The sequence below is a fragment of the Roseomonas sp. TAS13 genome (assembly GCF_001950415.1).
GTDB lineage: Bacteria > Pseudomonadota > Alphaproteobacteria > Acetobacterales > Acetobacteraceae > Roseomonas > Roseomonas mucosa.
This window is the reverse complement of the sequence record NZ_BDLP01000325.1, coordinates 1-4,858: the sequence shown is the minus strand read 5'-3', so window position 1 is coordinate 4,858 and position 4,858 is coordinate 1. Positions and strand designations below refer to the sequence as shown.

Below are 4,858 nucleotides of genomic sequence, written 5' to 3'. Positions count from 1 at the left end.
GCCGAGACCGGCTCGTCCAGGTCGCCGATCAGCCCGTCCAGCACGGCGATGCCCGCCAGCATGGAAAGGCAGGACTTGGCGACGCTGAAGGTCCGGTCCGCCTGCCGCGTGTCGCCCCAGCGGGCGGCGACGCGGCCATGGCGAAGGATCAGCCCATTCGGCGCGCCGCGCGGCTCGACCGGGCCCAGGATCTCGTTGCCCGGCGGTGGCTCGAAATGGCCGGAGGCGAGATAGGCTGGCAGGTCGCGGGGGAAGGGGCTTTCCTGCGCTCGCGCCCAGGCGGTCGCCTCGGCGAGTCGGGCGGGGTCGAAGCCCAGGGTCTCGGCCGCGCCCTCGGGCAGGGCGGCGGGGTGTGGCGGTGGGAAGATCATTGCCGGCAGCCTCCGCCCGATCGCCGCTTTGGGGAAGACCCCGGGCGCGGGAAAGGCCATGGTCGGCGGGGGCGCCGGATTTTTTGCCCGTTCGCCCGCCGGGCTCAGGGTTTTTCAACCGTTTGGCGCTTTGCTGTCCGGGATGGACCCTTGCCGCAGACAGACCGCCGCGCAGACAAGTCAGGATCACCGGGACATGCGACGCTTTCTTCCGGAGGGCGGCCGCACGGCCCGGCCGGTGCCTCCACGCCACTTCTTCCTGGCTGCAAGGGCCCGGCGGGCGGGAGGCAACCCATGACCTTTCCAGGCAGCCAGCCCGGAGCCGGGACGGTGCCGGAGGTGGAGCATGACCAGGCCGATCGCCACGAGCGCTACGTGACCTTCGCCCTCGCCGCGGCGGAACTGCTGGTGGAGATCCGCCCCGACGGCACCATCACCTATGCCGCCGGCAGCTTCGAGCAGCGCTTCGGGCAGCCGCCGGACACCTTCCTCGGCGCCCCCCTCCGCCGCCTCCTGGCGCCCGAGGAGCGGGAGCGGCTGGAGGACGCGCTCATGCTGCTGGGCGCGCAGAAGCGCGTTCCCCCCATGCTGTTCCGCCTGCGCACCCGCGACCGGCGGCCGATGCTGCTTTCCGGCCTGCCTTTCGCGCACCGCCAGGGTTTGCGGTTCTGCCTCTGCCTCTCGGCCGTGCCGGAAGGGCTGCCGGACCTGTCCGGGGAGACCGAGCTGGGGCCGGATGCTTTGGCCCGGGCCGCGGAGCAGCGCCTGCGGGAAGGGGAGGCGGCCTCCTCCATGGGCTTTCTCGAACTCGACGAGAACGGGAGCGACATCCTGAAGCAGATCCGCGAGGCGATGCTGGCCGCCGACGATGGCGACGGCGTGGCCGGGAGGCTCGCCCCGGGGCGCTACGGGATCGTGTCCGGCGGCGGGATGCCCGCCCCCGCGAGGGAGGGCGGACCGGAACGCGACGAGACGGGCCGGGGCCGGGCCGGCGCCGCCGGCGATGAGGGACTGTCCGGGGAGCAGGCGGAGTTCGGCCTGAAGGGTGGCATGACGGATCTCGCGAGGCTGGCGGCCAGGGTGGAGGCCGCACTGGCCCGGGGCGGCCGCGAGGCACGGCTGCGCGCGCTCGACATGCCGCTGACGGCGCCCGGGCTCAACGCGGTCCAGGCCACGCGCGCGCTGCGCCACGCGCTGAGCGCCTTCGCGCAGGAGGGGCAGGAGGGGCTGAGCGACTGGGGCTTCGACCAGGGGCTGGAGGGCTTCCTCGCCTCCGCCACCCTGCGCAGCGAGGCGATGCGGCGTGCCCTGGCGGAGCGGCGCTTCCACATGGCCTACCAGCCCATCGTCGGCCTGCAGGATGGCCGCGTGCACCACTACGAGGCCCTGCTCCGCCCCCGCCCCATCCAGGACCTGCCGCTGAAGGGTCCGCAGGAGTTCGTGACCTTCGCCGAGGCCATCGGCCTGGCCGAGGAGCTGGACTGGGCGGTGCTGCACAGCGTCGCCCAGGTGGCGCAGCGGCCGGCCGCGCCGCGCATCGCCGTCAACCTGTCCGGCCTGTCGCTGCAAAGCGCGGCCTTCCGGCGGAAGCTGGAAAGCCTGCTCGATGCCTGGCCGCACCTGGCGGAGCGGCTGCTGGTGGAGATTACCGAGACGGCGCAGATCGGCGACGAGGACGAGGCCATCCGCAGCGTGCAGTTCCTGCGCGACCGCTGGGTGGCGGTCTGCCTCGACGACTTCGGCGCGGGGGCCGCCGCCTTCCGCTACCTGCGCGCCTTGCAGGTCGATTTCGTGAAGCTGGACGGTGCCTATGTCCAGGGCGCGCTGCGCAGTGCGCGCGACCGCAGCTTCGTGACGGCGATCGTGGAACTGTCGCACTCCCTGGGTGCCTCGGTGGTGGCGGAGCGGATCGAGACCGAGGCCGAGGCCGGGTTGATGCGGGAACTGGGCGTGAGCTTCGGCCAGGGCTTCCACTTCGGCCGCCCGGGACAGCTTCCCAGTCCGCAGGGCGGAGAGCCGGGAGGCCGTCCCGACTGAGGCCCGCGGTGCCCGATGGCCGACCCCGATCGGCTGATCCGCGTTGGCTGATCCGCGTTGGCTGATCCGCGTTGGCTGATCCCCGTTGGCTGATCCCCGTTGGCTGATCCCCGTTGGCTGATCCCGGGGGGCATCCCCCTGGCGGCTCCCGCACGGCATTGGCAGAGGCCCGGGCTCACCCCACATGGGCGGCATGACCGATCCCGTCTCCCGAACCCTTGAGACGGCCATCCTCGGCGGTGGCTGTTTCTGGTGCCTCGACGCCGTCTACCGCAACCTGGAGGGCGTCGCCTCCGTCGTTTCCGGCTATGCCGGCGGCGTGGTCCCGCATCCGACCTACGAGCAGGTCTGCGGCAAGCGGACCGGCCATGCCGAGGTCGTGAAAGTCGATTTCGACCCCGCCGTCATCTCCTACGCCGATATCCTGCGCGTCTTCTTCACCATCCACGATCCCACAACCAGGGATCGCCAGGGTGCCGATGTCGGGCCGCAGTACCGCAGCGTCATCTTCGCCACGTCGCCCGAGCAGGAGCGCGTGGCGCGGAAGGTGATGGCGGAGGTGGCCGAGGCCGGCCTCTACCCGGCGCCACTGGTCACGGAGCTCGCCCCCGCGCCGGAATTCTGGCCCGCCGAGGCGGAGCACCAGGACTATTTCGCCCGCACCCCCTGGTCGGGCTATTGCCGGGCGGTGATCGCCCCGAAGGTGGCGAAGTTCCGCAAGAGCTTCGCCCACCGGCTGAAGGAGCGCGCGGCATGAGTGGAAAGGATCAGGTGATGGACCAGGAGGCGGCCCGCCGTTCGGAGGAGGAGTGGCGCCACTGCCTCCTGCCCCAGGCCTATCGCGTGCTGCGCGAGCACGGCACGGAACGCCCCGGCTCCTCGCCCCTGAACGGCGAGAAGCGGGCGGGCACCTATCATTGCGCCGGCTGCGGCGCGCCGCTTTTCGACTCCGTGACGAAGTTCGAGAGCGGCACGGGCTGGCCCTCCTTCTTCCGGCCCGTCGAGGGCGCGGTGGCCACCACGACCGACCGCGCCCATGGCATGGTGCGGACCGAGGTGCATTGCGCGAGCTGCCACGGCCATCTCGGCCATGTCTTCCCGGACGGCCCGCCGCCGACCGGGATGCGCTTCTGCATGCACGGCGTGGCGCTGCGCTTCGAGCCGGCGCCGGATCAGCCGGCGGGCTGACCGCCCATCGCGGCGCGTGGCGGGGGCTGTCCTCCGCCTCGCAACCTCTCGCGCCGCGCCATCCTGTGCTAGTGTCGGCGCATCGGCCAGGGGGGAGCGCAGATCCCTCCCCGGCACCGGCAATCCCCCGGGGGAGGACAAGGTCCCATGCGCTTCAAGAGCCTGGCCGGCGGCCTGACCGGGCTTGCCCTGCTGTCCGCCCTGCTGCCGCAGGCGGCGCGGGCCTCCTCGGCGGACCTCGTCTTCGTGCTGAATTCCGGCGAGGCGAACATCCAGCTCCTGGACGGGCGCAGCCACGAGGAGATCCGCCGCATCCCGGTGTTGCGGGAGGTCCACCACCTGACCCTGACGCCGGACCGCAGCCAGATCCTGGTCGGGGATTCCGGCGGCAACGAGATGCTCTTCCTCGACCCCGCGACCGGGGCGGTGCTGCGGCGGGAACGGATCAGCAATCCCTACCACCTCGCCTTCACGCCGGACGGGAAGCGGCTGGTGGTGACCAGCCTGCGCCGCGACCAGGTGGACATCTATGGCTGGGACGGTCAGGCGCTGAGCCTGCAGGGGCGGCTGCGGGTGGGCGACATGCCCAGCCACCTGGCCTACAGCCCCGACAGCCGCTTCGCCTATGTCACCCTGCAGGGGGAGCGCAGCATCGCCGCCGTGGACCTGGATCGCCGCGAGGTTGCCTGGACCCAGGAGGTCGGGCGCGATCCCGCCGGCATCCACTGGCATGACGGCAAGCTCTTGGTGGGCGCCATGGGGCAGGACTTCATCTCGGTGGTGGACCCCGGGACCCATGCGGTGGAACGCCGCATCACGGTCGGGCGCGGCGCGCACCAGATCTTTCCGTCCCCCGACAACAGCGTGATCTATGTCACCAGCCGCGTGGACAGCCGCATCACCGCGCTGGACCCGAAGGACCTGTCGGTGAAGCGGGTCTACGAGACGCCGGGCGGGCCGGACGACATCACCTTCGACCCGCAGGGCCGACTCTGGGCCACCCTGCGCTGGGTGGCCAAGGTTGGCATCCTCGATCCGGCCACGGGGGAGATGCAGACGGTGCGCGTCGGCCGTTCGCCGCACGGCATCCTCTACCGCGCCGCCGATCCGGCCCTGGCGCAGGATGCCCGCGCCACCCTGCCGCAGCCGCGCTGAGGCCGGCATGATGCGCGGCATGGCGCGCCCGTTCCTGGCCGGTTGCCTGGCCCTCCTGGCCGCGTTTCCGGCCCTTGCCCAGCCGGCGGCGCAGCCTCCCGCCTGTC

General features: G+C 72.1%; 4 protein-coding genes and 1 pseudogene. 4 read left to right on the top strand and 1 reads right to left on the bottom strand.

The features are described 5' to 3' along the window. A pseudogene (locus ROTAS13_RS19280) lies at window positions 1–371 on the bottom strand (serine hydrolase); the annotation flags it as partial. Window positions 372–665: 294 nt separating this feature from the next. Here ROTAS13_RS19280 and ROTAS13_RS19275 point away from each other — a divergent pair. The 4 genes from ROTAS13_RS19275 (at window position 666) to ROTAS13_RS19260 (ending at window position 4,751) form a co-directional block, all read left to right on the top strand. After that, on the top strand, window positions 666–2,408 hold the full coding sequence (locus ROTAS13_RS19275) for an EAL domain-containing protein (protein WP_075823134.1): 1,743 nt from the start codon (window positions 666–668) through the stop codon (window positions 2,406–2,408). Window positions 2,409–2,592: 184 nt separating this feature from the next. After that, window positions 2,593–3,165, top strand: coding sequence for a peptide-methionine (S)-S-oxide reductase MsrA (gene msrA, locus ROTAS13_RS19270; RefSeq protein WP_019459739.1), 573 nt, complete (start codon window positions 2,593–2,595; stop codon window positions 3,163–3,165). Further along, a complete protein-coding gene (gene msrB, locus ROTAS13_RS19265; protein ID WP_075823133.1) occupies window positions 3,162–3,596 on the top strand; it encodes a peptide-methionine (R)-S-oxide reductase MsrB in 435 nt (144 codons plus the stop codon). The genes msrA and msrB overlap by 4 nt, the downstream gene beginning before the upstream one ends. Window positions 3,597–3,743: 147 nt before the next feature. Beyond that, window positions 3,744–4,751 carry a YncE family protein gene (locus ROTAS13_RS19260; RefSeq protein ID WP_075823132.1) on the top strand — a complete coding sequence of 336 codons (1,008 nt, stop codon included), beginning with the start codon at window positions 3,744–3,746 and terminating at the stop codon, window positions 4,749–4,751. Window positions 4,752–4,858: the final 107 nt, after the last annotated feature.